This window comes from Aeromonas sp. sia0103 (assembly GCF_963895295.1).
GTDB classification, from domain to species: domain Bacteria; phylum Pseudomonadota; class Gammaproteobacteria; order Enterobacterales; family Aeromonadaceae; genus Aeromonas; species Aeromonas encheleia.
Window position 1 is genome coordinate 551,617 of record NZ_CAWQKG010000011.1, and the last position, 26,728, is coordinate 578,344.

At 63.3% G+C, this 26,728-nt stretch carries 28 protein-coding genes and 1 riboswitch; of the genes, 21 read left to right on the top strand and 7 right to left on the bottom strand.

Going from position 1 to position 26,728, the window contains the following annotated elements; translation table 11 throughout:
- Window positions 1-196: 196 nt before the first annotated feature.
- The 4 genes from AACW18_RS05285 to narQ form a co-directional block, all read right to left on the bottom strand.
- Window positions 197-772, bottom strand: coding sequence for an LON peptidase substrate-binding domain-containing protein (locus AACW18_RS05285; RefSeq protein WP_218290174.1), 576 nt, complete (start codon window positions 770-772; stop codon window positions 197-199).
- Window positions 773-1,086: 314 nt separating this feature from the next.
- A complete protein-coding gene (locus AACW18_RS05290; RefSeq protein WP_042651403.1) occupies window positions 1,087-1,512 on the bottom strand; it encodes a globin domain-containing protein in 426 nt (141 codons plus the stop codon).
- A gap of 236 nt (window positions 1,513-1,748) precedes the next feature.
- Window positions 1,749-2,387, bottom strand: coding sequence for a two-component system response regulator NarL (gene narL, locus AACW18_RS05295; RefSeq protein WP_042651404.1), 639 nt, complete (start codon window positions 2,385-2,387; stop codon window positions 1,749-1,751).
- Window positions 2,387-4,099, bottom strand: coding sequence for a nitrate/nitrite two-component system sensor histidine kinase NarQ (gene narQ, locus AACW18_RS05300; RefSeq protein WP_042651405.1), 1,713 nt, complete (start codon window positions 4,097-4,099; stop codon window positions 2,387-2,389). Before narQ ends, narL begins: the two co-directional genes overlap by 1 nt.
- A gap of 79 nt (window positions 4,100-4,178) precedes the next feature.
- A riboswitch (molybdenum cofactor riboswitch) is annotated at window positions 4,179-4,317 on the top strand.
- Between narQ and moaA the strand changes: the two genes are divergently transcribed.
- From moaA to AACW18_RS05390, 18 genes are all read left to right on the top strand, one after another.
- Window positions 4,305-5,300, top strand: coding sequence for a GTP 3',8-cyclase MoaA (gene moaA / locus AACW18_RS05305; protein ID WP_218388015.1), 996 nt, complete (start codon window positions 4,305-4,307; stop codon window positions 5,298-5,300). (Overlaps the previous riboswitch by 13 nt.)
- Before the next feature lie 251 nt (window positions 5,301-5,551).
- Entirely contained in the window at window positions 5,552-6,064 is a 513-nt protein-coding gene (gene napF / locus AACW18_RS05310; RefSeq protein ID WP_218328112.1) for a ferredoxin-type protein NapF, read from the top strand.
- Between the two features lie 66 nt (window positions 6,065-6,130).
- Complete coding sequence (locus AACW18_RS05315) at window positions 6,131-6,424, top strand: chaperone NapD (RefSeq protein ID WP_232018914.1); 294 nt, start codon at window positions 6,131-6,133, stop codon at window positions 6,422-6,424.
- Window positions 6,421-8,910, top strand: coding sequence for a nitrate reductase catalytic subunit NapA (gene napA, locus AACW18_RS05320; protein WP_042651409.1), 2,490 nt, complete (start codon window positions 6,421-6,423; stop codon window positions 8,908-8,910). The genes AACW18_RS05315 and napA overlap by 4 nt, the downstream gene beginning before the upstream one ends.
- A 16-nt stretch (window positions 8,911-8,926) precedes the next feature.
- On the top strand, window positions 8,927-9,661 hold the full coding sequence (napG, locus tag AACW18_RS05325; protein ID WP_218388016.1) for a ferredoxin-type protein NapG: 735 nt from the start codon (window positions 8,927-8,929) through the stop codon (window positions 9,659-9,661).
- Complete coding sequence (napH, locus tag AACW18_RS05330) at window positions 9,658-10,533, top strand: quinol dehydrogenase ferredoxin subunit NapH (protein ID WP_218388017.1); 876 nt, start codon at window positions 9,658-9,660, stop codon at window positions 10,531-10,533. Before napG ends, napH begins: the two co-directional genes overlap by 4 nt.
- Complete coding sequence (locus tag AACW18_RS05335; RefSeq protein ID WP_042651412.1) at window positions 10,533-10,988, top strand: nitrate reductase cytochrome c-type subunit; 456 nt, start codon at window positions 10,533-10,535, stop codon at window positions 10,986-10,988. Before napH ends, AACW18_RS05335 begins: the two co-directional genes overlap by 1 nt.
- A 94-nt stretch (window positions 10,989-11,082) precedes the next feature.
- The gene (locus AACW18_RS05340; protein ID WP_042651413.1) at window positions 11,083-11,673 is read left to right on the top strand and encodes a cytochrome c3 family protein; all 591 of its coding nucleotides are present in this window, start codon (window positions 11,083-11,085) and stop codon (window positions 11,671-11,673) included.
- Window positions 11,674-11,895: 222 nt separating this feature from the next.
- On the top strand, window positions 11,896-12,402 hold the full coding sequence (moaB, locus tag AACW18_RS05345) for a molybdenum cofactor biosynthesis protein B (RefSeq protein WP_042651414.1): 507 nt from the start codon (window positions 11,896-11,898) through the stop codon (window positions 12,400-12,402).
- Window positions 12,403-12,424: 22 nt separating this feature from the next.
- Complete coding sequence (gene moaC / locus AACW18_RS05350) at window positions 12,425-12,919, top strand: cyclic pyranopterin monophosphate synthase MoaC (protein WP_218290186.1); 495 nt, start codon at window positions 12,425-12,427, stop codon at window positions 12,917-12,919.
- Window positions 12,916-13,161, top strand: coding sequence for a molybdopterin synthase sulfur carrier subunit (moaD, locus tag AACW18_RS05355; RefSeq protein ID WP_218290188.1), 246 nt, complete (start codon window positions 12,916-12,918; stop codon window positions 13,159-13,161). The genes moaC and moaD overlap by 4 nt, the downstream gene beginning before the upstream one ends.
- Window positions 13,162-13,164: 3 nt before the next feature.
- The gene (gene moaE / locus AACW18_RS05360) at window positions 13,165-13,641 is read left to right on the top strand and encodes a molybdopterin synthase catalytic subunit MoaE (RefSeq protein WP_371317016.1); all 477 of its coding nucleotides are present in this window, start codon (window positions 13,165-13,167) and stop codon (window positions 13,639-13,641) included.
- A 114-nt stretch (window positions 13,642-13,755) separates the two neighbouring features.
- Window positions 13,756-14,484: a molybdate ABC transporter substrate-binding protein gene (gene modA / locus AACW18_RS05365; protein ID WP_218388018.1), complete on the top strand. Its 729-nt coding sequence runs from the start codon at window positions 13,756-13,758 to the stop codon at window positions 14,482-14,484.
- 109 nt (window positions 14,485-14,593) lie between these two features.
- Complete coding sequence (modB, locus tag AACW18_RS05370; protein ID WP_042651419.1) at window positions 14,594-15,274, top strand: molybdate ABC transporter permease subunit; 681 nt, start codon at window positions 14,594-14,596, stop codon at window positions 15,272-15,274.
- On the top strand, window positions 15,271-16,326 hold the full coding sequence (gene modC, locus AACW18_RS05375; RefSeq protein ID WP_218388019.1) for a molybdenum ABC transporter ATP-binding protein: 1,056 nt from the start codon (window positions 15,271-15,273) through the stop codon (window positions 16,324-16,326). The genes modB and modC overlap by 4 nt, the downstream gene beginning before the upstream one ends.
- A 281-nt stretch (window positions 16,327-16,607) precedes the next feature.
- Complete coding sequence (locus AACW18_RS05380) at window positions 16,608-17,387, top strand: alpha/beta fold hydrolase (RefSeq protein WP_218388020.1); 780 nt, start codon at window positions 16,608-16,610, stop codon at window positions 17,385-17,387.
- A 110-nt stretch (window positions 17,388-17,497) separates the two neighbouring features.
- Window positions 17,498-18,541: a plasmid segregation protein ParM domain-containing protein gene (gene parM / locus AACW18_RS05385; protein WP_232018915.1), complete on the top strand. Its 1,044-nt coding sequence runs from the start codon at window positions 17,498-17,500 to the stop codon at window positions 18,539-18,541.
- Window positions 18,534-19,352, top strand: coding sequence for a hypothetical protein (locus tag AACW18_RS05390; RefSeq protein WP_256351765.1), 819 nt, complete (start codon window positions 18,534-18,536; stop codon window positions 19,350-19,352). Before parM ends, AACW18_RS05390 begins: the two co-directional genes overlap by 8 nt.
- Before the next feature lie 89 nt (window positions 19,353-19,441).
- Here AACW18_RS05390 and AACW18_RS05395 read toward each other — a convergent pair whose 3' ends face one another.
- Both AACW18_RS05395 and moeA read right to left on the bottom strand, forming a co-directional pair.
- Window positions 19,442-20,197 (bottom strand): molybdopterin-synthase adenylyltransferase MoeB, encoded by a 756-nt coding sequence (locus AACW18_RS05395; RefSeq protein ID WP_218388021.1) that lies wholly within the window; start codon window positions 20,195-20,197, stop codon window positions 19,442-19,444.
- The gene (moeA, locus tag AACW18_RS05400; protein ID WP_305730690.1) at window positions 20,194-21,420 is read right to left on the bottom strand and encodes a molybdopterin molybdotransferase MoeA; all 1,227 of its coding nucleotides are present in this window, start codon (window positions 21,418-21,420) and stop codon (window positions 20,194-20,196) included. Before moeA ends, AACW18_RS05395 begins: the two co-directional genes overlap by 4 nt.
- 213 nt (window positions 21,421-21,633) lie before the next feature.
- Here moeA and folE point away from each other — a divergent pair, with 213 nt between their 5' ends.
- The gene (folE, locus tag AACW18_RS05405; protein ID WP_218290431.1) at window positions 21,634-22,290 is read left to right on the top strand and encodes a GTP cyclohydrolase I FolE; all 657 of its coding nucleotides are present in this window, start codon (window positions 21,634-21,636) and stop codon (window positions 22,288-22,290) included.
- 326 nt (window positions 22,291-22,616) lie between these two features.
- A complete protein-coding gene (locus tag AACW18_RS05410) occupies window positions 22,617-24,266 on the top strand; it encodes a methyl-accepting chemotaxis protein (RefSeq protein ID WP_218290203.1) in 1,650 nt (549 codons plus the stop codon).
- 174 nt (window positions 24,267-24,440) lie between these two features.
- Here AACW18_RS05410 and AACW18_RS05415 read toward each other — a convergent pair whose 3' ends face one another.
- Window positions 24,441-26,180, bottom strand: coding sequence for a formate--tetrahydrofolate ligase (locus AACW18_RS05415; RefSeq protein ID WP_218388023.1), 1,740 nt, complete (start codon window positions 26,178-26,180; stop codon window positions 24,441-24,443).
- Between the two features lie 66 nt (window positions 26,181-26,246).
- On the opposite strand from AACW18_RS05415, the gene AACW18_RS05420 reads away from it, so the two are divergent.
- Window positions 26,247-26,678 (top strand): hypothetical protein, encoded by a 432-nt coding sequence (locus AACW18_RS05420; RefSeq protein WP_218388024.1) that lies wholly within the window; start codon window positions 26,247-26,249, stop codon window positions 26,676-26,678.
- The last annotated feature ends 50 nt before the right edge of the window (window positions 26,679-26,728 follow it).

Here is a 26,728-nt window from a genome sequence, read left to right on the forward strand (position 1 = left end):
TCAGCAAATACTGAAGAGAGCACGGGATAAATCGGGTTGTACAGGCACTTATGAAAAATTCGTGCCAACTTTTAATAACCTGTTTTTGCGGCTTGCAGCTGAGTAATCTGTCATTCCTCGCTGCCGGCTCGTCGCAAAATGCGAATTATGTGTTTTCATTGTAAGAATATTCGCATTTTGCAAAGCTACTTTTGACTCACTGTGCGATCAGTCGGCGCAAGAACTGGCGCGCCGCTTCACTGTTTTGTTTGGCAATCAACATCTGTTTTTCATAGATCGGCATGGGCAGGATCTCGAGCCATCGTTGGCAGAGCCAGGCCGCATCGTCAAACTGCTTGTCCGGGTAGAGCTCATCCAATTCCGGATATTGTTCAAACACCTCCCTCAATCTGCTCACCAGCGGTGTGTCACTGAAATCGGAGTGGGCGCTCGGCCAGTTGGGCAGGGTTTCTACCTTGGCGTGGCGCAAGCCGGTTTCGTCCGTCTCCATTTCATGAATGGAGAAGCGTTCGAGCCCGAGCACTGTGACCCCGAGCAAGCCATCGTTGAGGGTATAGAAATCAGTCACCTTGACGCGAGTACCGACCGGCAGTATGCGTCCGCAGCTACCCGTGCTGGTCGTCTCCTCCATGACGATGCCAAAGCCCCGATCATCGATGAACGATTCCTTGAGCATCTGCAGGTGGCGTGGCTCAAACAGGCGCAGTGGGAGTTTCCCGCCCGGCAGTATGTGTGAGGGCAAGGGGAACAGTGCCAAGGGTTGAAGTTTCATGTTCCATCCTCCGATAAGTCGCATCTGCATATGACAATGCAGTGACTGTGCCAGAGGGTGGGGAAATCGGTTTATTGGGGCCGTTGAAGGAAGAACTATTTTAATAGTCGATGAAAATCATGTGGTTATGGGGAGGAAAAAATGCAGCTTTGGTCCGATGCAGTCTTGGACACAAGTGACTCGCAAGGGTTTCGAACATGCCCCATCTGCAGAATGGGGTCTCGTTTGCATATTGCAAATGACTCCCCTGCAAAATGCGCCTCTGCCATCCACCTTCAGCGGTAGCTGCTGTCTGGCATGATGGCAGATGCGGGCTAGGCGGTTGACTCGGCGTGCTGGTTCAAGCCTTCCAGCATCAGGGCCGCGATCTCGTCATACATCTGTGACCAGGCCTCGGCCAGTTCTGGCTTGAAGTTTGCGCCCAAGCGCCGCGCCAGCACTGTCGTCAGTGCCTGCTTCAACAGTGCGAACTGGTGTGGCTCCACCTTGAATTTCCGGTGTCTGCGACCGAGATCCCTGATGATGAAACCCAAGGCATCCAGCTGCTCCAGGCTGGTGATCACCGTGTTCAGGGTCTCCGACACCTTGGCGACCGGCATGCCCGCAGGATCGGGAAAGAGGTTGATCAATTCCGGCGACAGTCGGAACAGCTCCTCATACACCTCCTGCACATAGGTGTGATTCAATGCGGTTACCTTGCCCCATGCTCTCTGCACCAACTCGATCTGTTCGGGAGTCATGCCGTCCATCCTTCCTATGTGGTCGCCTGAAGATAATAATGCACTTGCTCAATAAGGCACAGAGGGGAAATAAATCATTTCATGGGCCCGGCCGATCGGGACTGTGTGGCGGGGACGGGTCGACACCTGGTCAGCAAAAGGCCCCGACGTAGCGGGGCCTGATTGATTATTTATGCAGCCAGTTGAGCCGCTAGCCGCGACCCTGATGTGATCGCAGGACCCGGAGGGTGAGCGCGCTAGTTGCGCTGCTCCAGGTACATGACGGCGGCTTCCACCCGGCTCTGGGCCTCGAGCTTCTTCAGCAGACTCTTCACGTGGACCTTGACCGTCCCTTCGGAAATATGGAGCACGGAGGCGACCTGCTTGTTGGAGAGCCCCTTGGCTATTTCGCGCAGGATCTGCATCTCGCGGCGGGTCAGGCTCTCCAGCTTCTGCTGCAGATGATCCAGCTCATAGATGTTTTCCAGATAGGGGCGCAGCGGCTCGCTCAGGATCTGCTTGCCGGTCATGACATCGGCCAGTTGGCCCAGCAGCATGTCAGGCTCGGTGTCCTTGAGCAGGTAACCATCGGCGCCGGCTTTGAGCAGGGCCACCACGTCCTGGCGGGCATCGGAGACGGTCAGGATCACCACCCGGGAGGTGACCTCTTCGGCCCGCAGCGCCTTGAGGGTGTCGAGGCCGGAGAGCCCCTTCATGTTGAGATCGAGCAGGATCAGGTCGGGTTCGGATTCCTTGGCCATGGCCACGGCATCGGTACCGTTGGAAGCCTCACCGATCACCTCGATGTTCTCTTCCAGTTCCAGCAGCTGCACAATCCCTTTGCGCATGAGGGGATGGTCATCCACGACCAGAACACTATATTTCATCTCGTCCATCAGGCGTCTCTTGTTAGGCTGGTGGGAAAGGTCAGGTGTACACGGGTGCCGCCGGATGGCGGCTCACTGATGGCCAGCTGGCCGTGCAACTTGCTGGCGCGCTCGCTCATGATGCTAAGACCGTAGTGATTGACCGCGGAGCTCGCGCCCCCTATTCCGACACCATCATCTGAAATCTGAACCTGAATGTTACCATCAGCCAGGGTCTCACAGCTAACCTCAATCAGCTGTGCGCCGGCATGTTTGATGGCATTGAGCACTGCCTCACGGATCAGCTGCAGGATATGGATGTGCTGCCCCGCCTCGAGGTCGGTATCGGCCAGACCGTATTGGAGCCTGATCTCGGCCCGGGTCTGGGGCTTGAGCTGCTCCAGCATGACGCCGATGGCTTCGCCGAGATTGGCGTCACCTATGCTGAGGCGGAAGGTGCCGAGCAACTCGCGCAGCTGGGTATAGGCGTTGCTGAGCCCCTCGTCGATCTGCTGCATGGCCGCCTCGGCCTTGCCGTGATCCCCCTTGGCGACGGAGCGCTTGAGCAGGGTGGACTGGATCTTGAGGTAGGAGAGCGCCTGGGCCAGCGAGTCGTGCAGCTCGCGGGCGATGACGGCACGCTCCTCCATCAGCAGCAGGCGCTGATGTTGCAGCAGGGTCTGATCCTTGTGCAGCACCTGGGCCAGCAGCATGGAGAAGTTCTTCATCAGCCGCTCGTCGATGGGGTGCTCGCTGATCATGTCGAGCCGCCCGAACTCCTGATCGTCCATCTGCAGATAGAAGCTCACCAAGCTATCCAGATCGCCGGGCCAGCCCTTGCGGCCGGTGATGTACACCGGCATGGCGTTGTGCTCGAAGCGGGTCAGCCGGATGTAGTCGATGTGCTGATGGGCGGCCGCCCGCTCCAGCAGCTTCTGCAGGGTACGCCGGCTCAGCGGCGCCGCATGCAGCTTCTGGGCGGTGGAATAGAGGAAGGAGAGGGTATCGTTGGCCTGTTGCAGCTTGGCAGTCTTCTCCTCCACCTTGCTCTCCAGCTCCCGATAGAGCTTGCCGAGTTCGTCCGCCATGGTGACGAAGGCGCCCGACAGCTCCCCCAGTTCGTTCTCGCAGTGGGGGGGCAGGGTGAGATCGAACTCCTGGCGCTGGATCTGGCGGGCGCAATAGACCAGCTGGTTGAGCGGGGCCACCACCTGCTGGCGGGTGAAGCGCACCGTGAACCAGGCGATGGTGATGATGGAGAGCAGCCCCAGCCCCTCCGCCAGTGCCAGCATGCGCACCTTGAACTCCACGTGGTATTGCATCTGGTTGACGAAGTCGTCGATGGCGGCGACGAACTGCTCGGTGTTGTCGGTGTAGCGCCTGGGGGTGGCATTCTCGATGTGCTCACGCATCACCTGCCATTGCAGCAACACCTCGCCATAGGTGCGGCGCAGGGAGGCGGGGGTGATCCAGCGCTGGGTCTCTTGCAACTCGCGCGCGCGCAGCGTCTGCTCGAACTGGGCGAGCCGCCCCAGCACGGTCTGGCCCTGCTCGATCTCGTAGGCCATGCGATAGGCCTGCATGCGCAATGAGCCGGACAGGTTGATGGCCTTGGCATCGGGGACCGAATAGAACAGGGTGACCATGGCGACGACGGCGATCAGGCTCGCCATGAACAGGATGAGCACCATGGAGCGGCCGATGGCGCTGCTGACAGACTGCACTTTGAACCACTTTCGCATGCTGGTTGAGGGTCCCGGGACTGGTAAGAAACCACATAAAGTTGCGTGGGAGTGTACTCCAACTTGTGCTAGCATCGAAAAACTAGATGAACTCCGAGCGGTTTTGCCTAAGTCCTCAGATAGGGGGAAACCGCCGTCAGCCGATCTTCGCGCTGTAAGGGTCAGGAAAGAAATGCCCTGGCCTCCCGTATTTGGAAAGGTGTTTATGTTGCCACTTGAAGATGGTTTTTCCCGTCGTTTTTACTATTTGCGCCTGTCGGTCACCGACGTGTGCAATTTTCGTTGTACCTACTGTTTGCCGGACGGTTATCGCCCCCCGGATGGAAACAAGGAGGGGCGCAAGTCGTTCCTCTCGTTGGAGGAGATCCGCCGGATAGTGTCCGGCTTCGCCGCCATGGGCACCCGCAAGGTGCGCCTGACCGGTGGCGAGCCTTCTCTGCGCCGTGATTTCACCGCCATCATCGAGACCGTGGCCAACACGCCCGGGATCGAGAAGGTGGCGATGACCACCAATGGTTATCGTTTGAAGGAGCGGGCGCAGGAGTGGTTTGATGCCGGCCTGACCGCGCTCAACGTCAGTGTCGACAGCCTGGATCCGCGCCAGTTTCACCAGATCACCGGCGAGAACAAGCTGGCGGAGGTGATGGAGGGGATCGAAGCGGCGCTGGCCGCCGGCTTCAAGTCGGTGAAGATCAATGCGGTGCTGCTCAAGGGGCTCAACGATCAGCAGCTGGATGCGTTTCTGGCCTGGATCAGGCACAAGCCCATCGAACTGCGCTTCATCGAGCTGATGCAGACCGGGGAGATGGACAGCCTGTTTCGCGATCACCACGCCAGCGGCGAGCTCATCAAGCAGCAACTGCTCGGCAATGGCTGGATCCAGCAGCTGCGTGGGGCCGACGACGGTCCGGCCCAGGTGTTCATGCACCCGGCGTCACAGGGCGGGGTGGGGCTCATCATGCCCTACAGCAAGGACTTCTGTGCCGGTTGCAACCGGCTGCGGGTCTCCTCTGTGGGCAAGCTGCACCTCTGCCTGTTCGGCGACCACGGCGTGGAGCTGCGGGATCTGCTCACTGCCGATAGCCAACAGGACGAGTTGCAACAACGGATCCGCCAGGCCCTCGTTGGCAAGGCCGCCACCCATCGCCTGCACGACGGCAATGCCGGCATGACCCCCCATCTTGCCTCCATCGGCGGTTGAGGTTTCGCCGCCCGATAAAAATAGCCACCGATTAATAAGCAATCCTCACATAGGGGTATTTTGACCCGCCCCTGTGTGACCTCATTGTGCCAAGGGATTGATCCAGCGCAAGAATCCCCCCTGTTTATCCCCCTAGTGGTATATCCCTTAACTTGTCGGGGACGCAATATACACCCACGCTTATAATTGGTATTGAAAATACCAGTCACATAGTCCGCACTCGAGTCTTTCACCTGCGAAGAGGAAGCAATATGCCGGATGGGGTCAACCTGTCACGCCGTGGTTTGTTTCGAGGCCGACTGAGTGCGCCCGAGCCCGAGACACGGCTGCCCTGGTCCCTCTCCTGGCCCGACTTCGTGGCCGACTGTACCCGTTGCGGAGACTGCCTGACGGCCTGTCCGGAGCAGATCCTGGTCAAGGGAGACGGTGGTTTCCCGACCCTGGACTTTAGCCGCGGCGAGTGCACCTTTTGTACCGAATGCGTCTCGGCCTGCGAGCTGCCGCTGTTTCGTCCGGTGACGGAAGCCCCCTGGGACTACGTGGCCCATATCGAAGCCGGTTGTCTGGCCCATGAGCAGGTCTTCTGCCAGCGCTGTCAGGACAGCTGCGAACACAATGCGATCCGTTTTTCTCCCCAGTTGGGACGAGTGCCGACGCCCAGCATCGATCTCGAGCTGTGCAATGGCTGTGGCGCCTGCGTCGCGGATTGCCCGGTCGGCAGCATCAGGGTCGGCGCACCCCGCGGCGAACCGAATCAGGTCTGAGCCAGGGCGTCGCCGGCATGCCCCCAGGGTGGCATCGCCTCTGCCGCTAGCCGATAGGAAGCAAGGATGAGCAAGTTGGAAAACACTATGAACCGAGAAGAGTTCCACGTATCGAGCCTGGTGGTGCTGACCCAGCCCCCATTGCGTCACCGGCTCGCCGAACAGATCGCGGCCCTCGAGGGTGCCGAGATCCACGCTGTCAGCGACGAAGGCAAGTTGGTGGTGACCCTGGAAGGGTCGAGCCAGCGCCCCATCATGGCGGCCATAGATGCCATTGGGGCAATGCCCGGGGTGCTCTCCGCCGCCCTGATCTACCACCAGTTCGATGAACTCGATAAGCAATGCGAGGATATGCCATGAAGCTGAGTCGACGCGACTTTATGAAGGCCAATGCGGTGGCGGCTGCCGCTGCCGTGGCCGGTGTCAGTGCCCCCACCCTGGCGGCGAACCTTATCACCAGCACCGACAAGACCGCCATCACCTGGGACAAGGCGCCGTGCCGCTTCTGCGGGACCGGCTGTTCAGTGCTGGTGGGCTCCCAGGCTGGCCGCGTCGTCGCGACCCAGGGCGATCCCGATGCGCCGGTCAACCGTGGCCTCAACTGCATCAAGGGCTACTTCCTGTCGAAAATCATGTATGGCGAGGATCGTCTGACCCAGCCGCTGCTGCGCATGACCAACGGCAAGTTCGACAAGAACGGTGACTTCGCCCCCATCAGCTGGGATCAGGCGTTCGACATCATGGCCGAGAAGTTCAAGGCCACCCTCAAAGAGAAGGGCCCGACCGCGGTCGGCATGTTCGGCTCGGGCCAATGGACCGTGTGGGAAGGCTACGCCGCCTCCAAGCTGATGAAGGCGGGCTTCCGCTCCAACAACCTGGATCCCAACGCCCGTCACTGCATGGCCTCGGCCGTGGTCGGCTTCATGCGCACCTTCGGCATGGATGAGCCCATGGGCTGCTACGACGACATCGAGCAGGCCGACGCCTTCGTGCTGTGGGGCTCCAACATGGCCGAGATGCACCCCATCCTCTGGTCCCGGATGTCCGATCGCCGCCTCTCCAACCCGGACGTGCAGGTGCATGTGCTCTCCACCTTCGAGCATCGCAGCTTCGAGTTGGCCGACAACGGCATGGTGTTCACCCCGCAGACCGATCTTGCGATCCTCAACTACGTCGCCAACTACATCATCCAGAACGACAAGGTGAACTGGGAGTTCGTCAACAAGCACACCCAGTTCCGCAAGGGCGTCACCGACATCGGCTACGGCCTGCGTCCGACCAACCCGCTGCAGCAGCAGGCGAAGAACCCGGACAGCGGCGATTCTACCCCCATGAGCTTCGATGACTTCGCGAAATTCGTGGCGGACTACGACGTCGAGTCGGTCTCCAAGCTCTCCGGCGTCTCCAAGGAGAAGCTGGAAAAGCTGGCCCAGATCTATGCGGATCCGGCCAAGAAGGTGGTCTCCTACTGGACCATGGGCTTCAACCAGCACACCCGCGGCGTCTGGGCCAACAACCTCTGCTACAACATCCACCTGCTGACCGGCAAGATCTCCACCCCGGGCAGCGGTCCCTTCTCCCTGACCGGCCAGCCTTCCGCCTGTGGCACCGCGCGGGAAGTGGGCACCTTCGCCCACCGCCTGCCGGCCGACATGGTGGTGACCGAGCCCAAGCACCGCGCCATCGCCGAGAAGATCTGGAAGCTGCCGGAAGGCACCATCCCGGACAAGGTGGGTTACCACGCCGTGCTGCAGAGCCGCATGCTCAAGGACGGCAAGCTCAACGCCTACTGGGTGATGTGCAACAACAACATGCAGGCCGGCCCGAACATGAACGAGGAGGGACTGCCCGGTTATCGCAACCCGGCCAACTTCATCGTGGTGTCCGACCCTTACCCGACCGTGACCGCCCAGGCCGCCGATCTCATCCTGCCCACCGCCATGTGGGTGGAGAAGGAGGGTGCCTACGGCAACGCCGAGCGTCGCACCCAGTTCTGGCACCAGCAGGTCAAGGCGCCGGAAGGGGCCAAGTCCGATCTGTGGCAGCTGATGGAGTTTGCCAAGCGCTTCACCGTGGAAGAGGTGTGGCCGGCCGAGCTTATCGCCAAGATGCCGGAAGTGAAGGGCAAGACCCTCTATGAGGTGCTCTACCGCAACGGTCAGGTCGATCAGTTCCCGAAAGAGCAGAGCAAGGGAGCACTGAACGACGAGGCCGACCACTTCGGCTTCTACGTGCAGAAGGGGTTGTTCGAGGAGTACGCCAGCTTCGGCCGTGGCCATGGCCACGATCTGGCCCCCTTCGATCAGTATCACGAGGCCCGCGGTCTGCGCTGGCCGGTGGTGGACGGCAAGGAGACCCTGTGGCGCTATCGCGAAGGCTTCGACCCTTATGTGAAGGCGGGCGAGGGGGTGCGCTTCTACGGCAAACCCGACGGCAAGGCAGTGATCTTCGCGCTGCCCTATGAGCCGGCCGCCGAGTCGCCGGATAAAGAGTACGACATGTGGCTCTCCACCGGCCGCGTGCTGGAGCACTGGCACACCGGCACCATGACCCGCCGCGTGCCCGAGCTCTATCGCGCCTTCCCGGATGCGGTGCTGTTCATGCACCCGGAAGATGCCAAGGCCCGTGGCGTGCGCCGTGGTGAAGAGGTGATCGTCGCCTCCCGCCGGGGCGAGGTGAAGACCCGGGTCGAGACCCGCGGCCGCAACCGTCCGCCCAAAGGCCTGGTGTTCATGCCCTTCTTCGATGCGAGCCAGCTGGTCAACAAGCTGACCCTGGACGCCACGGATCCGCTCTCCAAGGAGACGGATTACAAGAAGTGCGCCGTCAAGGTCATGAAGGCGTAAGGCGGGGCCCGGGGGAATGAGTCGCAGCCGTCGCCAGTTCCTGGCCGACCTTGCCAAGGGGGCCTGCTCCGTGGGCCTGCTTGGCGCAGGGCTCGGCGGGGTGGCCCGGCAGCAGGCGCAGGCGGTGCCCGCCCAGGCACTGCGGCCGCCTGCGGCCCTGGACGAGGCGGAGTTCCTCGGCGCCTGTGTGCGCTGCGGGCTCTGCGTCGAGGCCTGTCCCTACGACACCCTGAAGCTTGCCAGGCTGCTGGAGCCGGTGACCACCGGCACCCCCTATTTCGAGGCGCGCGCCGTGCCGTGCGAGATGTGTGACGACATCCCCTGCGTGGTGGTCTGTCCGAGCGGGGCGCTGGATCCGGCCATGACCGACATCGATCAGGCGCGGATGGGAATGGCGGTGCTCATCGACCATGAGACCTGCCTCAACTATCTGGGCCTGCGCTGCGATGTCTGTTACCGGGTCTGCCCGCTCATCGACCAGGCGATCACGCTCGAACTGGTGCGCAACCCGCGCACCGGCAAGCACGCCATGTTTCTGCCCACAGTGCACAGCGACAGCTGTACCGGCTGCGGCAAGTGCGAGCATGCCTGCGTGCTGGAGACGGCGGCGATCAAGGTGGTGCCCCACCGGCTCGCCAAGGGGGAGCTCGGCCATCACTACCGGCTCGGCTGGGAAGAGAAGCAGAAGGCGGGCAAGTCGCTCATCGGTGAGCGCCTCACCCTGCCGACCCGCAAACCGGAGGGGCTATGAGCCGCTATCCGGGACAGGAGGCGCGGGCCCGGCTCGGCTGGTGGCGGTCACACCGCTTCCTGCTGCTGCGTCGTCTGATCCAGTTCGGCGTGCTGGGACTCTTCCTGTTGGGACCGCTGGCGGGGATCTGGATCCTCAAGGGCAACCTCTCGAGCTCTTTATTGCTGGAGAGGGTGCCGCTGACGGATCCGCTCACCCTGTTGCAGTCGGTCGCGGCGGGTCACTGGCCGGTCGCCACCCTGTGGTTCGGGGCGGCCATAGTGCTGCTGGGGTACTGGCTGGTCGGGGGGCGGCTGTTCTGCTCCTGGGTCTGCCCGGTCAACCTCATCACCGATGCGGCGGCCTGGCTGCGGGCCCGGCTCGGCCTCAAGGGCAACGGTCAGTTCAACCGCAACACGCGCTACTGGCTGCTGGCCATGGTGCTGGTGGCTCCGGCCATCACGGGCGTGCTGGTGTGGGAGCTGGTCAACCCGGTGTCGCTGGCCCTGCGCGGTCTGCTGTTTGGCATGGGGGCGGGCTGGGGCTTGCTGGTGGCCCTGTTCCTGTTCGATCTGTTGGTGGTGGAGCGAGGCTGGTGTGGCCATCTCTGCCCGGTGGGGGCCTTCTATGCCCTGCTCAACCGGGTCGGGTTCATCAAGATTTCTGCCAAAGGGCGTGAGCGTTGCAGCAACTGCATGGATTGTTATGCAGTCTGCCCCGAGCGTCCCATCCTGCGCGGCCCGGTCCACGGTGCCAGGCGCGGTCACGGGCCCTTGATTGTGGCTCAGGAGTGCACTAACTGCGGCCGTTGCATCGATGTCTGCGCGGAGCAAGTTTTCGAAATCACAGTAGGTTTTGCCGTCAAGGCAGAGAAAACGTCGGAGAACACATAATGAAAAAGCTGATTGGAGCAATGCTGGCCTGCCTGATGGCGGGTTCCTTGATGGCGGCAGTCCCCGAGATCACCAACAGCACGGGAGGCATCAAGTCGGAGCGAGGCAGCACGGATCTCGCGATCGAGGCCGAGGCCGCCCCGCTCAAGAACTATCGCAAGGATGGCGACATCTACGATCGTCAGTACATGCATCAGCCCCCGCTGATCCCGCACGATACCCGTAACTACGAGGTGGACAACAAGGTCAACAAGTGTCTGGCCTGTCACAGCTTCAAGAACGCCAGTGCCATGAAGGCTCCCAAGATCAGCCCGACTCACTTCGAGACCCGTGACGGCCTGACCCTGGGTGAAGTCTCCCCCCGTCGCTACTTCTGCCTGCAGTGCCACGTGCCGCAAGCGGATGCCAAGCCGCTGGTGGAGAATACTTTCAAGCCGGTCGAAGCCCTGAACTAAGGAGTCCATAGATGAAATTACCCGGCTTTGCGCAACATCTCTGGAACACTTTCAAGTTTCCCTTGAACGAAGCACCGAACTGAGGAATCCACAGATGAAATTACCTGGTTTTGTGCAGCGACTCTGGACCACCTTCAAGTCTCCCTCCAAGGCGGCCCTCTGGGTGCTGCTGATGATGGGTTTCTTCGGCGGCGTCATCTTCTGGGGGGGCTTCAACACCGCCATGGAAGCGTCCAACACCGAGAAGTTCTGTACCGGTTGCCACGAGATGAAGGACAACGTCTTCGTCGAGTACCGTGACACCATCCACTACGCGAACCGCTCCGGCGTGCGCGCCAGTTGCCCGGATTGCCATGTGCCCCACGAATGGACCTACAAGATCATTCGCAAGGTGCAGGCCTCCAAGGAGCTGTGGGGCATGCTGACCGGCAAGGTGGACACCCGCGAGAAGTTCGAATCGCATCGGCGCGAGATGGCCGAGCGGGAGTGGCAACGGATGAAGGAGACGGATTCGAGGGAGTGTCGCAACTGCCACAACTTCGAATACATGGACTTCTCCCTGCAGGGACGGCGTGCCGCCAAGATGCACTCCACCAACCTGGCCAGCGGCGAGAGCACCTGCATCGACTGTCACAAGGGCATAGCGCATCAGCTGCCCGACATGACGGGGGTGAAGGGCTTCTAAGGACGTGACCACATGGTCGGGCATGCCCGGCCCTGTGGTTTTTCATTTTTATGGACTCGTTAATCCCATCTGCACGGCAACTTTTGATAGAATCCGTGCGCGATAACGCGACCCCCGCCGTTTTCCCCTCTCACCAGCCGGCATGGCTTCGGCGGTATCTGGCCGGGTGGGGGCGTGTCATCCCTTCTCCTCTCGTGGTCAATGATTGACAGGAATTGCCCAATGGCACCCAAAAACAGCGAATTCATTCCTCTCCAGATCGCCGTACTGACGGTCTCCGACAGCCGCACCGCCACCGACGACAGCTCGGGGGATTATCTGGTGTCGGCCCTGACGCAGGCCGGTCATCAGCTGGCGGATCGGGCGCTGTGCGCCGACAATCTGTTCCGCGTGCGGGCCCAGGTCAGCCAGTGGATCGTCGATGAGGCGGTGCAGGTGGTGCTGATCAACGGCGGCACCGGCTTCAATGAACAGAACCGGGTGCCGGAGGCGGTGGGCGTGCTGTTCGAGCGCACGGTGCAGGGCTTTGGCGAGATGTTCCGCCAGCTCTCCTTTGCCGAGATAAAAGGTTCTGCCATGCAGAGCCGGGCGCTGGCGGGACTCGCCAACCGCACCCTCATCTGCTGCCTGCCCGGCTCCACCGGCGCCTGCCAGCTGGGCTGGGAGCAGCTCATTCGGGATCAGCTCGACGCCCGCACCAGGCCCTGCAACTTTGTCTCCCACCTTTGAACCCCACCCCTGAGGGAAAGTGATGAACCTGACCCATCTCAATCAAAGCGGTGAGGCCCACATGGTGGACGTGACCGACAAGCAGGTCACCGAAAGGGAGGCCCGCGCCGAAGCCTTCGTGACCATGGCGCCCGCCACCCTGGCCCTGATCCTGAGCGGTCAGCACCACAAGGGCGACGTGTTTGCCACCGCCCGCATCGCCGGCATCATGGCGGCCAAGAAGACCGCCGACCTGATCCCGCTCTGCCATCCGCTGGCACTCACCAAGGTGGAGGTAGAGATCGAAGCCCAGCCCGAGCACAATAGGGTGCATATCCGCACCCTCTGCAAGCTCTCGGGCAAGACAGGGGTGGAGATGGAAGCCCTGACCGCCGCCTCGGTGGCGGCGCTCACCATCTACGACATGTGCAAGGCGGTGCAGAAGGACATGGTGATCGAGCAGTTGCGCCTGGTCGAGAAGAAGGGCGGCAAGTCCGGTCACTTCCAGCTGGCGCCGGATGCAGGAGAGAACGCATGATCAAGGTACTGTTCTTCGCCCAGGTGCGGGAGCTGGTCGGTTGCGACGAGCTGAGCCTGCCCAGCGACTACGCCACGGCCGAACAACTGCGCGTGGCCCTGTGCGAGCGTGGCGACAAGTGGGCACTGGCGCTGGAAGCGGGCAAGCTGCTGGTGGCGGTCAACCAGACCCTGGTGCCTCTCGATACGGCGCTGGTCGATGGCGACGAGGTGGCCTTCTTCCCCCCCGTGACCGGAGGCTGAGCCATGTCCCACGAGATGCCCACTGACTCGACCGATCGCATCCTGGTGCAGCGGGCCGATTTCTCCCTCGGTGATGAATACCAGCGGCTCGCCGCCCGTCACGACACGGGCGCCATCGTCACCTTCGTCGGCAAGGTGCGCGACTTCAATCAGGGGGAGCAGGTCAAGGGGCTGGCCCTCGAGCACTACCCCGGCATGACCGAGAAGGCGCTGGCCGATATCGTCGCCCAGGCGCGCGCGCGTTGGCCGCTGCAGGAGTGCACCCTGATCCACCGCATCGGTGAGTTGCTGCTCGGCGATCAGATAGTGCTGGTGGCGGTGAGCAGCGCCCACCGGGATGCAGCCTTCGAGGCCTGCCACTTCATCATGGATTTCTTGAAGACCCGGGCGCCGTTCTGGAAAAAAGAGCTGACCGCCGAGGGGATTCAGCGCTGGGTCGAAGCCAAGCAGAGCGATGACGACGCCGCGGCTCGCTGGTGAATAGACGCTGATAAGGCGCACGCTGATATTGAGGGAGTGAGTCCCACAAAGGGATTACCCCATTTTCGGGCCCGGCAGAACCAGGCCCCTCGGTGTAATGACAGGAGTAAGGGAATGAAGCAGCTGTTATCCGTGTTGTTGGTGGGCGCCTGCGCCTCCGTGTTGCACAGCGGTGCCGTGCAGGCCGACGAGGTCAAGGTCGCCGTGGCCGCCAACTTCAAGGGCACCATAGAGCGCATCGGCAAGGAGTTCACCGCCAAGACCGGCCATAGCGTCGTTATCAGCTCGGCGGCCACCGGCGTGCTCTACACCCAGATAAGCCACGGCGCCCCCTTCGATCTCTTCCTCTCCGCCGATGTGGCCACACCCGAGAAGCTGGAGAAGGAAGGCAAGGGCAGCGAGCGCTTCACCTACGCCATCGGCCAGCTGGGTCTGTGGAAGAAGGGTGGCCCGGCCCCCGATGAAGCCACCCTGCGCGGCTGGAAGGGCAACCTCGCCATCGCCAACCCGCGCACCGCCCCCTACGGCGCCGCCGCCATGGCGACCCTGGAGCAGCTCAAGATCGATCCCAAGCAGTATCGCCTGCTGACCGGTGCCAACATCGGCCAGACCTGGCAGTTCGTGGACACCGGCAACGCCGAGCTGGGCTTCGTCGCCTGGGCCAACCTGGTGGAAGCGGGCAAGACCGGCGAAGCCTGGGCGGTGCCGAATCAGCTCTATCCGGCCATCGAGCAGCAGGGGCTGGTGCTGAAGAAAGGGGAAGCGGTCGATGCCCTGGTGGCCTGGCTCAAGGGCCCGGGCCAGAGCACCATCAAGGACGCGGGTTATGCCCTGCCGCAATGATGGCCTGAGCGCTAATTCCGCATGATGAGTGGCCGGCCTCTGGGCCGGCCACTCTTTGCTATGAGGATGCAAGACATGTTGTTGCTCGAACCTGGCCGGGGCCTTGACCATGAGTGAGGGAGATCTGCTGGCCGTCTGGCTGACCCTGAAGCTGGCCGGCAGCACCACCGGCATCCTGCTGCTGTTATCACCGCCGCTGGCCTGGTGGCTGTCTCGCAGCCAGCACCGGCTGCGGCCGCTGGTGGAGGCGCTGGTGGCGTTGCCGCTGGTGCTGCCGCCGACGGTGCTCGGCTTCTATCTGCTGCTCGCCTTCTCCCCCTCCTACGGCTTCGGTGCCTGGTGGAAGGAGACCTTTGGCGCCCCCCTTGCCTTCAGTTTCCTCGGCCTGCTGTTTGCCTCCATCCTCTATTCGCTGCCCTTCGTGGTGCAACCGCTCACCTCCGCCTTCGTCAACATGGGCAGCAAAGAACTTGAAGCGGCCGCCACCCTGGGGCTGGGGCCCCTCGAGCGCTTCTTCCACATCATCTTGCCGATGACGCTGCCGAGCTTCGTGATGGCGGCGGCGCTGGGCTTTGCCCATACCCTCGGGGAGTTTGGCGTGGTGCTGATGATAGGGGGCAACATCCCGGGGGAGACCCAGGTGCTCTCCATCGCCCTGTTCGATCACGTGGAGGCCATGGATTATCAAAACGCCCACACTCTGGCCGGCGGCCTGATGGGCTTCTCCCTCGTCATGCTGGTGCTGGTCTACGGCGTCTTGCAGCGTCGGCAACGGAGGCTGTTCGGATGAGCCTTCACCTCAAGGCCAGGCGCCGGTTTGGCGGCTTCGAGCTCGACTGCGAGCTGGCGCTGCCGCTGGGCGGCATGCTCGGCCTCTTTGGCCCCTCAGGTTGTGGCAAGAGCACCCTGCTGCGCATTATCGCCGGGCTCGATCGCCAGCCTCAGGACCGCCTGCGCTGGCAGGGGCGGGAGCTAGGGAGCCTGCTGCCCGAGCGGCGCCGCATCGGCCTGGTGTTTCAGGACTCGCGGCTCTTCCCCCACATGACGGTGCTGGCCAACCTGCAGCTGGCGGCCCGCAAGGGCAGGGGGCGCTGGCAGCCCGAGGCGTTGGCCGAGCGGCTCGGCTTCGTCGAACTGCTGCCCCAGCCTGCCCATGGCCTCTCCGGCGGCCAGCGCCAGCGGGTGGCACTGGGGCGGGCGCTGCTGGCCGAGCCCGATTTGCTGCTGCTGGATGAGCCCTTCTCGGCGCTGGACAGGCGCAGCCGCATTCATCAGGCCCATGTGCTGAGGGGCCTGCAGCGCGAGAGCGGCCTGCCGATGATCTTCGTCAGCCACGCCATGGAGGAGGTGAGCCTGCTGTGCGATCAGCTGGTGCTGCTGGCCGAGGGGCGGGTGGAGGCCCAGGGCCGGCCCGGCGATATCTTCGCCCGCACCGACTTGTCGCTCGCCAGTCGCGATGACGCCGGCGTCATGCTGAGGGCCACCCTGGCCCACTACGACGACGCCTCGCAGATGGCGAGCCTGCGGCTCGGCGAGCAGACCCTGATGGTCACCATGGATCATGCCCCCGACGAGACAGGCCCCTTGCAGATCAAGGTGGCGGGACGAGATGTGGTGATCGCCACCGCCCCCATAACGCACTCCAGCCTCTCCAACTGTCTCGAGACCCGTCTGCTGGAGATCCGGGAAGTCAGGCCGGGCCAAACCCTGTTGCAGTTGGCTCTGGGGCAGCAGATACTGCTGGCCCGGATCACCAGCCGCTCGGCCGAGCGGCTCGCGCTGGTGCCGGGGCAGCTCCTCTATGCCTACATCAAGGCGGTGAGCCTGGTCGGTGAGGGCTGAGGCGCCTGGGACAGGATCCACTGTTCTATGTCCCTATCCAGCAAGGCGATGAGTCTGGTCGGTGAGGGTTGAGGTGCCTGGGACAGGAGCCGCTGTTCCATGTCCCTATCCAGCAAGGCGATGAGTCTGGTCGGTGAGGGTTGAGGTGCCTGGGACAGGATCCGCTGTTCCATGTCCCTACCCCTCAAGGCGACGAGTCTGATTGGTGAGGGCGGACTGTCAGCGCAACAAGGGAATCTATGTCATCAGGTGCCGGCATCGAGCCGAGAGGGAGAGCGCGGGTGCGTCGCAATCAGGTAATGAAATCCCATGGCTTGGCCCTGCGCAGTGCGGGGGAGGGGCCACTGTTGCTATTGCTGCACGGGCTCGGCTCCTCCAGCCTCGACTGGCAGGCCCAGCTCGAGCACTTCTCGCAGCACTACCGGGTGGTGGCCCTCGACTTGCGTGGTCACGGCCAGAGCATGCAGGAGGGGCCCTTCGATGTGCCCACCCTGGCGGCGGACGTGGCCCGCTGGCTCGACGAGCAGCCGGAGCCCGCCTGGGTGGTGGGGCTCTCCCTGGGGGCCATGGTGGCGCTGGAGCTGGCCCTGCAACTGCCGAACAAGATCCGCGGTCTGGTGCTGGTCAACGGCTTTAGCGAGTTCTTGCTGGAGACCCCCAAGGAGCGGGAGCGCTACGCCCAGCGCCTGAAGTGGTTGCGTTGGTTCGGCCTGCGCCCGCTCGCCTGGTGGCTGGCGCGGGAACTCTTCCCCGGCCCCGAGCTCACCCAACTGCGCCAGACCTTCCGGCTGCGTTTCGTGCGCAGCAACAAGAAGAAGGTCTACAGGGCCCTGCTCGCTGCCTTGCCCGGCTGGTCGGCCCGCGCCCGGCTCGGCACCCTCTGGCAGCCGGTGGCCATCATCTCCACGACCCAGGACTATCTGCCGCTGGCCAAACGGGTGGAGCAGTTCGCCTCCCTGCCCAACGCCAGCATCCACACCCCTCCCGGCCATCATGCCTGGCCGGCGGAAGATCCCGCCGGATTCAATCATTTGCTTCACCGGATTTTAGAAACTCATTAAACTTGTCGCCCCTTACCCGTACCACCCGTGTATGTATTGGTCCGATCGCCTTGCCAATGGCATAAGGCAAGGCAATCGGACCCATTTGCTCCATTAACAGGTATTTCCTCATGTCTGAAGTAATGAAAATGGCCATCGATGATGGTTCGACCAACGTCAAGGTGAGCTGGATTGAGAACAAGGTGCTCAAGACCATCATCTCTCCCAACTCTTTTCGCAAGGATTGGAAGAGCGCCGCATTGCGCAAAGACAAGAAGATCTACAACTACGAGATCGGCAACACCAAGTACACCTATGACGCGACCTCCGACAAGTCGCTGGCAACCACCCATGTGGAGTACCAATACGACGACTTGAACCTGCTGTCGGTGCACCATGCCTTGCTGCAGACCGGTGTCACGCCCGGCGACGTGGCCATCACAGTGACCCTGCCCATCACCGAGTTTTATAACCCGGATGATTGCCAGCGCAACGAAGAGAAGATCGAGAAGAAGCGCCGCAACCTGATGCGGGCCATCTCCCTCAACAAGGGCGAGTTGTTCAATATCGTCAGCGTGGAAGTAATGCCGGAGAGCCTGCCTGCGGCGCTTTCTCGCCTTATCGGCTCAGGCTGCAACGAATTCACCAAGACGCTGGTGATCGACTGCGGCGGCACCACCCTGGACATGGGGATCATCGTCGGCGAGTTTGACGATGTCTCCGACGTCTATGGCAACAACGAGATCGGCGTCTCCATGGTGACAGATGCCACGCGCAAGGCGCTGGCGGCGGCTGACAGCGACTCCAGCTATTTGGTGGCCAACGAGTTTATCAAGCGTCGCCATGACATGAGCTTCGTGCGCGACGTGGTCAACGACGAGAGCCAGATCCCCAAGATCCTCGAGAAGATGCAGAACAAGATCGACGAACTGGGCACCCAGGTTGCGCACGAAGCCAAGAAGTTCGCCAAGAACCCGAACCGGGTCTATCTGGTCGGCGGCGGCGCCTCGCTGATCCATGAGGCGATCAAGAGTGCCTACCCGACTCTGGGGGAGAGGGTGGAGCTGCTGGATGATGCCCAGTCCGCGCTGGCGCGGGAGATCTGCCTCTACACCACGGAAGAAGACGAAGTCTACCGGGAAGCGGCCGTGATGGCCGAGGTGGCGGATGAGTAGTCAGCTCAAGCGCATGACCTTCTCCATCTACATGGATCCGGGTGCGCTGGAGTCTGATCGCTACGCAGTCGGGGTGCTGCAGAACTGGTATCAGCGCGCCCGCAAGATCCAGGATGGGGCTGAGGAGTTCGACTTCTCCAAGAGTCGCTTCCACAAGGACATTTACCTCTCCGGCATGTTCATGTATGTGCTGGCGCCCAATCTTTGCAAGGTTATCGCCAATGCCCTCGGGCCCGAGCAGGTGAGCCTGACCACCCTGCGTCACGCCTTCGCCAGCTGTGGTTTCAGTCTGGGAGAAGAGGCCACATCACCTGGCGCTACCGACACCATGATCGACCAGATTGTAGCCAGACTGGCTCCCCAATGGGGACAGGGAGACAACGCCGCGCTGGTGGATGAGATAATTCATCGCCTTGGTCAGCAATCCCCCACATCGACTCAAGACAATCTGGTGGATGAAATCGTGAGTCGGCTCGGCGAGCAGCAGCCCACCGAATTGTGGGATGAGCTCAGGCAGGGATTGCCCGGTGTGCTGGACCATGACCAGCTGGCCGAGGCCATCGTGGGCAAGCTGCCGACGGCGGCTGCCGAGCAGGATCTGGCGCCGCTGCAGAGCAGCATTCAGTTGCTCTCCCGCCAGTTGGAAGAACAGTCCCGGCTTATTCGCGAACAGCACCGGCTGATCCAGCGACTGGCCAGCCAGCCGGGGCGGTCCGTCGGGCCGGACGAGTCGACGAGTGAGCCTCTGGTCGAGGATCTCTCGCGCCAGGTCGCGAACATGAAGAAGGTCAAGGCGAAGGGGATCTTCTAAGCGCTGACCCATGTCACCATGTGCTCATGCAAAGAAGCCGACCTCGGGGTCGGCTTTTTGATTGGTGCAAGCGGCTTGCTCTGACCGGGCTAATGTCCTGAACAGACCGGGCAGTCGGGGCGCTTGGGCAGCTTCATCTCGCGAAAGCCGCCACTGAGACCGTCGATCATCAGCAGCCGCCCGCTGTAGCTCTTGCCCATGCCGGCGAGCAGCTTGATGGCCTCCAGCGCCTGCAGGCTGCCCACCAGACCGACCATGGGCGCCAGCACCCCCGCCTCGACACAAGTCAGCGACTGCTCGCCAAACAGCGAGCTGAGGCAGGCGTAACAGGGCTCGCCTGCCTGCCAGCTGAAGCTGACAACCTGCCCCTCCAGCCGGATGGCGGCGCCGGACACCAGCGGCACGCCGTGCTGGCGGGCGCGCTGGTTGAGCAGGTTGCGGATGGCGACGTTGTCGGTGCAGTCGAGCACCAGCTGGTGGCTCGGCAGCAGGGCATCGAGCAGCACCTCGTCGGCCAGGACGGCGTGGGTCTCGACCCTGAGCCAGGGGTTGAGGGTGTGCAGCGTCTCGGCCGCGGAGTCCACCTTGTACTGGCCGATGCGGCCATCATGGTGCAGCACCTGGCGCTGCAGGTTGGAGAGCTCCACCCTGTCGAAGTCCACCAGGGTCAGCTGGCCGACCCCGGCCACCCCCAGATACTGGGCGGCGGCGCAGCCCAGGCCACCGGCGCCGATCACCAGCACCTTGGCCTGCTTGAGTGCCTCCTGCCCCTCGAAGTCGAAGGCCTTGAGGACTATCTGGCGGTTGTAGCGCAGCAGCTCGGCATCGCTGAGGATCTCGCTCACAGCAGCAATCCCGAGAAGGGCTCGACGGTGACGGTTTCGCCCGCCGCCACCTTGCCGCGTTCTTGCTCCAGCACTATGTAGCAGTTGGCCCGGGACAATGAGCTGAACACGCCGGAGTCCTGGGAGCCGGTGCTGCGCACCTCCAGGCCGTTTGGCCCCTGGGTCAATATGCCGCGCTGGAAATCCAGGCGCCCCGGGGATTTTTTCAGGGGTTCGGTGACGGTGGCGGCGAGGCGCAGCGGCACCGCCAGGGTTTGGCCGGCCAGCCTGGCCAGCGCCGGCTTGACCAGCTGATCGAAGGTGACCATGGCGGAGACCGGGTTGCCCGGCAGGCCGAAGAACCAGGCGTTCGGCAGGCGGCCGAAGGCGAAGGGCTTGCCCGGCTTGATGGCGAGCTTCCAGAAGCCGATCTCGCCGAGCTCCTCCAGCAGTTGTTTGGTGAAGTCCGCCTCGCCGACCGAGACGCCGCCGGTGGTGATGAGTGCATCGGCCTCACGGTCTGCCTCGAGGAAGGCGGCGCGCAGCTGGGCCGGGTCGTCCGGAATGATGCCAAGATCCAGGCACTCGCAGCCCAGGCGTGCCAGCATGGCCTTGACGCCGTAGCGGTTGGAGTCGTAGATGTCGCCGTGGGCGAGCGGGGTGCCCACCGGTTTGAGCTCATCGCCGGTGCTGAAGATGGCGACCCTGAGCGGGCGACGGACCCTGACGCTGGCGATGCCAAGCGACGCCAGCAGCGGCAGCTCGCGCGGGCTGAGGCGAAGGCCGGCCGCCAGCACCCGGGCGCCCTCGGCCAGGTCTTCGCCGCGACGACGGATGTTCTGGTCGGGTCTCGGCTGAGTGAGGAAGCGCACCAGTTCGCCTTCGACTTGGGTCTCCTCCTGCATGACGACCGCCTCGGTGCCCTCGGGGACCGGTGCCCCCGTCATGATGCGGATGCAGTGGCCGGCGGGCCAGTCTCCCTGATAGGGCTGGCCGGCGAAGGCCTTGCCCGCCACGGCCAGCGGTGCGCCGGCGGCGAGATCGGCCAGCCGCACGGCGTAACCGTCCATGGCGGAGTTATCGAACGGCGGCACCGACAGGGGGGAGACGATCTCCTCGGCCAGTATCCGATCCAGCGCCTCTGGCAACGGCAGTTGCTCGCTGTCGCAGCAGCAGGCGAGTTGGTCCAGCATCCCTTGCAGGGCATCGCTCAAGGGGAGGAGTGCGCCGGTATCGAATCCCATCATCATTACCTCTTTGGTGTGGTAGAGGGCGGATTATCCCAAAAAAAGCCCCTCATGGGCAGGCTGTCGCGGGGGTAAAACCGGGCGGATTGGCATAAAGTCAGGTGTCGGGCTTGAGTTAGTCCGAATTATGACAATAATCGCCCAGTACGATTGCGCCACCGCAGCATTGCTGGCGGCCATCACAGTCCCTGAGCACGGGAGAGGAAGATGATGACGAACTTAAGTCAGGAAGCCCTGTTGGTCAGGGCAGCCCTCGAGGCCCAGGGCCTGGAGACACCGCTGGTGGCCAATGAATTGAACGGCCAGCAGAAGAAGGAAAAAATCGAAGGCCACATGCGCGCCATCATGGAGACGCTGGGGCTGGATCTGCGCGACGACAGTCTGGCCGAGACGCCGCACCGCATCGCCAAGATGTACGTGAACGAGATCTTCTCCGGCCTCGACTACGCCACCTTCCCCAAGGTGACGGTGATCGAGAACAAGATGAAGGTGGACGAGATGATCATGGTGCGGGACATCAGCCTCACCAGCACCTGCGAGCACCACTTCGTCACCATCGACGGGCTGGCCCACGTGGCCTATATCCCCCGTGGCAAGGTGATCGGGCTCTCCAAGATCAACCGCATAGTGCAGTTCTTCGCGCGCCGGCCCCAGGTGCAGGAGCGGCTCACCCAGCAGATCCTGCTGGCGCTGCAGACCCTGCTCGGTACCAGGGATGTGGCCATCAGCATCAAGGCGACCCACTTCTGCGTGAAGGCGCGCGGGGTGATGGATTCGACCTCCCATACCACCACCACCTCCCTCGGTGGCGTCTTCAAGACCCAGCCGGACACCCGCGCCGAGTTTCTGGGCGGCCTGAAAGGCTGATCACAGGGGGGCGGGTCGACGCGACCTGCCCCCGCCGTTTGCTCCCCCCTTTTTATCTCTTCCCTTCACCCTCGGAACTTTCGTCATAAAAGTGCTAAAGGCATGCCCGATCAGGCCGATACAGCTCACCATGCCGATTGACGGCCTGTTTGACACCCGACCCCCGTCAGGACCAGAGTCGACAAGTGCGGCTCACCGGTAAGCTCGCCCCGTTCGTGCCGGCACGGAGGGGCCTGATCTACTGCTATGGATGGCAGGTATCGTGATTTGTGCCACAAGGCACAGCGCAGAGGATGCCACTCGTTCACCCATATGCAGGACACGCCATGAACACCATGACGATAGGTAAGAAACTCACCGCCGGCTTCGCCGTGCTCGGCCTGATGATGGCCTTCATCGGCGGCTTCTCGCTGCTGGAGTTCAGCAAGATGAACCGGGCCGCCATCGGCTTCACCGACAGCATACTGCCCGCCGTGGTGCGCACCAGTGCTCTGGGTGAGACCATCAATGCCCTGCGCCGCTACGAGCTGGATGTGTTCCTGGTGGCGGACGATCCCCAGCAGAAGGCCCATTACCGCGATGCCAGCGAGCAGAGCCTGAGAGAGGTCGGACAGCAGATAGCGGCCCACGATGCCAGCATCTGGGCGACAGATGTGGAGGAGCGCCGCAGCTTCGACATCGTCAAGGCGGGCTGGGACAAGTACGTCGCCCTGCATCAGCGTATCCGGCAGATGCAGGACAGCGGCCAGATGGCCGAGGCCCAGCGCCTCTTCATGTCCGAGGGGGTCAACCTCTACACCACCCTGTCCAAGTCGGTGGCGGATCTCATTCGCATCAACCATGGCTACTCCGTCAACTCCCGCGCCGAGGTGGTGGAGGCCTATGACGATGCCAAGCTGAGCGTCGTCATCACGCTGCTGCTGGGGCTGGGGCTGGTGGCGGTGCTCTCCACCGTGCTGACCCGCCAGATCCGGGATCCCCTGGTGATGCTGGCCCGTCAGGCCCAGCGCATCGCCGGCGGCGAGCTCGGCAGGGGCGAGCTGCAGGAGTGGATCCGCAACGACCGCTTCAAGCGGGATGAACTGGGCCAGCTCGGCTCGGCCATCGATCGCATGCAGGGGTCGCTGGCCGAGCTGGTGAGCGAGATCTCGGGCTCGGTGAGCCAGCTCAGCAGCGCGGTGGAGGAGGTGAGTGCCATCTCAGAGCAGTCCGCCAAGGGCATGGCCAGCCAGCAGGGAGAGGTGTCCCAGGTCGCCACCGCCATGAACGAGATGCAGTCCACCGTCCTCGAGGTTGCCCGCAACACCACGGACGCCATGAGCGCCGCCAAGGCTGCCTCCCACACCTCGGGCGAAGGCCATAAGGTGGTGGGGCGTGCCATCGGCAGCATAGAGCTGGTGTCGCAGCAGATCGAGCAGGCGGGCGGCGTGGTGCAGCAGCTGGAGCAGGACAGCGCCAACATCAGCATGGTGCTGGACGTCATCCGCGGCATCGCCGAGCAGACCAACCTGCTGGCGCTCAACGCGGCCATCGAGGCGGCCCGGGCGGGCGAGCAGGGTCGCGGCTTTGCCGTGGTGGCCGACGAGGTCCGCTCCCTGGCCCAGCGGACCCAGAACTCCACCGCCGAGATCAGCAAGATGATCGAGGTGTTGCAGGGCCGCACCGCCGAGGCGGGCAGTGCCATGCAGCTGAGCCGTCAGCAGATGCAGAGCAGCGTCGATCTGGCGCGGGAGGCGGGCAACAGCATCGACAGCATCAACGGCGCCGTCACCCAGATCTCCGACATGAACACCCTGATCGCCACCGCGACCGAGGAGCAGAACGCGGTGACCGAGGAGCTCAACCGCAGCATAGTCAACATCCACAATGCCGCCGACGAGAACGCGTTGGGGGCCCAGCAGACCGCCCAGGCCTGCGTCGAGCTGAGCAAGCTGGCCACCTCCCTGCACCACATGACCCAGCGTTTCACGCTCTGAGTCTGTTAAGGTGCCGATAAAAACAAGGCCCCGCCAATTGGCGGGGCCTTGTTTTTTGGGGCCGGCGGCCTAAGCCCCCGCCTGTTTCGTGCTAGCCATCAGCTCAGGCCAACTATCTCGCCCTGCTCGTCGATATCGATGTGACGGTGGTGGGGCAGGCTGCCAGGGTGGCCATCAGCTCAGGCCGACTATCTCGCCATCCTCGTCGATATCGATATGACGGTAGGCCGGCAGGCTGCCGAGGCCCGGCATGGTCATGATGGGGCCCGCCAGGGCATAGACGAAGCCGGCGCCGGCGCACAGCCGCACCTCCTCGATGGGTACCTCGAAGTCGGTGGGCACCCCCTTGAGGGCCGGATCGTGGCTCAGGGAGAGCGGGGTCTTGGCCACACAGACGGGCAGGTGATCCCAGCCCGCCGCCGACAGGGCCGCCAGCTGCCTGCGCGCCTTGTCAGAGAGGATGACGCTGCGGCCGCCATAGCCGCACTCCACCAGGGTGGCGAGCTTGGCGCTGAGGCTCATCTCGTCGGGGTAGAGCAGCTGGATGTCGCTTGGCAGCTCACAGGCGGCGACCACTGCGCGGGCCAGCTCGCTGGCCCCGGCGCCGCCCTGGGTGAAGGCATGCGAGAGGGCGACGCCAGCGGCGCCAGCCCGGCGGGCCTCGGCCATCAACAGATCCAGCTCGGCCTGGCTGTCGCTGGGGAAGCGGTTGACTGCCACCACCACGGGCACCCCATAGCGGCGGGCGTTGGCGATGTGCCAGGCGAGGTTGGCGCAGCCCTGGCGCAGGGTCGGCAGATCTTCGCTCGCCAGGCTGGCGGGCAGCGGCTGGCCGGGGCGAATGTCGAGCAGGCCGCTGTTGGCCTTGAGGCCGCGCACAGTGGCCACCAGCACCACGCAGGCGGGGGCTATGCCGGACTGGCGGTACTTGATGTTGAAGAACTTCTCCAACCCCATGTCGGAGCCAAAGCCGGCCTCGGTCACCACGTAGTCGGTCAGGGCGAGGGCGATGCGATCGGCGATGACCGAGGAGTTGCCGTGGGCTATGTTGGCGAAGGGGCCGGCGTGCACCAGCACCGGGGTCTGCTCCGTGGTCTGCATCAGGGTCGGTTGCAGCGCGTCTTTGAGCAGCACCGTCATGGCGCCGGCCACCTCCAGCTGCTCGGTGGTGATGGGTTGACCCTTCATGTCGAGGGCCAGCTGGATGCGGCCGATGCGGGCCCGCAAATCTTGCAGATCGGTGGCCAGCGCCAGTATGGCCATCAGCTCGGAGGCGGCGGTGATGACGAAGCGATCGGCACGCTCCACCCCATCGCTCGGGCCGCCCTGACCGACGCTGAGGTGGCGCAGGGCGCGATCGTTCATGTCCAGGGTGCGCGGCCAGAGAATATTGGCGGGATCGATGTCGAGGCGCGCCAGGTCGGTCCTGGCACTGAACTGCTCGCCGAGCTTGTCTTCGTGGAACAGGCGGGCATCCAGCGCGGCGGCGGCCAGGTTGTGGGCGGCGGTGAGGGCGTGGAAATCGCCGGTCAGGTGCAGGTTCATCTCCTCCATCGGCACCACCTGGGCGTGACCGCCGCCGGCGGCGCCCCCCTTGACCCCGAACACCGGGCCCAGGCTCGGCTGGCGTATGGTGGCGATGCTGGCCTGGCCTATGTGGTTGAGCCCCATGGAGAGGCCCAGGGTGGTGACCGTCTTGCCCTCGCCGAGCGGGGTGGGGGTGATGGCGCTCACCAGCACCAGCTTGCCCGGCCGTTTGGTCGGTGCGGCGGGCTGCTCGAGCAGCGCGAGACTCAGTTTGCCCTTGTGGTGGCCATAGGGGTAGAGCAGATGGGGCGGGATGGCGAGGCGCTTGGCCAGCTCTTGGATCGAAAGACGGGGGGACTGGCGGGAGATCTCGATATCGCTTAGCATCAGCACCTCGTTGGCATGTCAGGTCAAATATGCGGCGCAGTCTAGTGGAATCAACAGGGTTATCCAATGAGTAATAACATTTTGTCCGGCAGTCGTGAGCTGCATCTAACTCCTATCCTGCTGGATCTCAATGCGCTCTACCATCCGCCCAAGCGGCCACTCACCGCGCTCGGCATCGTCAGTTCCTTCATCCCGCTGTTTGGTTACGGCTGGCAGGCGATGACCCAGGATCCCGAGACCCACTTTCGCCACGAGATCGGCAAGCGCATCAACAAGCACAAGACCGACGAGGCCAACCTCATCCTGATCCTGCAGCTGGCGGCCATGCTCGACTGCTACTGTCTGCACATCAGCCTGCCCTATGTGCCGAGCGATGAGCAGCTTGCCACCCTGCACCGGCGCCTGCCGCGCTGGCAGCTGACGCTGAGCGGGCAACTGCTGGTGGCCGAGCTGCCGGTGCCCGCCGCCGATCCGCAAGCCCCCGGCGCCCAGCCCTGATCGCGGGCCTCGCGCTTCCCTCATGGGGGTTGAGGCCGTGCCTTCGCACA